Annotated in this window: 1 protein-coding gene; it reads left to right on the plus strand. The window is 42.1% G+C overall.

The features are described 5' to 3' along the window. Window positions 1-151: 151 nt before the first annotated feature. Entirely contained in the window at window positions 152-982 is an 831-nt protein-coding gene (locus MOY_RS16295) for a CsgG/HfaB family protein (RefSeq protein ID WP_035541008.1), read from the plus strand. Window positions 983-1,168 lie beyond the last annotated feature (186 nt).

The following is a 1,168-nucleotide window of genomic DNA, read 5'->3' on the forward strand; positions in this document are numbered from 1 at the left end:
GTCGATAAGCTAACAGGCGATGTAACTAGTATCAGTGTTGGTGGGCTTTTTAACCCATGAAGACACTGACGTTTTACTTAAATATATCAAAAAATTAATAGAGCTTTTCATGAATCTTAAAGGGTAAGTTGTCTTAAAAAAGGGGAACACAATGAAAACAACGATTGTAATATTTTTAATTCTCCTGCTTAGCGGTTGCGCTGGTGTAGTAGCCAATTCAGAAAATTTAGAAGGCGCACAGGCAACATTAACGCCACGTGGCGCTACCTATCAAGATTTAGTCTCTCTTCCTCCTCCCGCAGGACGAATTTTTGTATCTGTCTATGATTTTCGTGATCAAACAGGACAATATCGACCAGCGCCAGCTAGTACGTTCTCTACAGCTGTAACACAAGGGGCCGCTGCGATGCTTACCGGCGCACTAGCAGACTCGGGTTGGTTTATTCCACTGGAGCGGGTGGGGTTGCAAAACCTACTTACCGAACGGCGAATTATCCGCGCTGAATTTGAACGTTTTGGCCAGCCAGATACACTCCCTTCACTTAGAGCGGCTTCGGTAATGCTAGAAGGCGGCATTATTGCCTATGAATCTAATATTCGAACCGGTGGAGCAGGTGCTGAGTACTTTGGGATTGGCGCTTCAGGGCAGTATCAAGTTGACCAAGTCACCGTTAATTTAAGGGCTGTTGAAATATCAACAGGTGAAGTGCTAGCTAACGTTACAACCACCAAAACTATCTATTCGAAAGAGCTTCGAGCAGGCGTTTATCGCTTTATTGATTTTCGTCGCCTCCTTGAAGCAGAAGCTGGCATCACCACCAATGAGCCAGTACAGCTAGCGGTGATGTCTGCTATCGAGTCGGCAGTTATTCATTTGATTGCTCGCGGCGTGGAAAATAGCTTATGGAACTTACAGCCTAATACCAACATGCAAGACACCGTTTTAGGCGAATACCTGAACGCCACGATACCAATGCTTTAATTTTTCATATGTTGTAATAGATTCGACAATATATAGCAAAGCATACTCATAAATCTAGTGACGGCTACCTTATATGGGTAGCCTTTTTAGGTAAATAACCAAAAAAGTCATACTCAGACAAAATATCTGATCAAAAAATTAGTCAACTAGAAATTAAATAATACATTAACAGTTATAGGTTTATTA

This window comes from Halomonas sp. GFAJ-1 (assembly GCF_000236625.2).
In the GTDB taxonomy this organism is placed as follows: domain Bacteria; phylum Pseudomonadota; class Gammaproteobacteria; order Pseudomonadales; family Halomonadaceae; genus Vreelandella.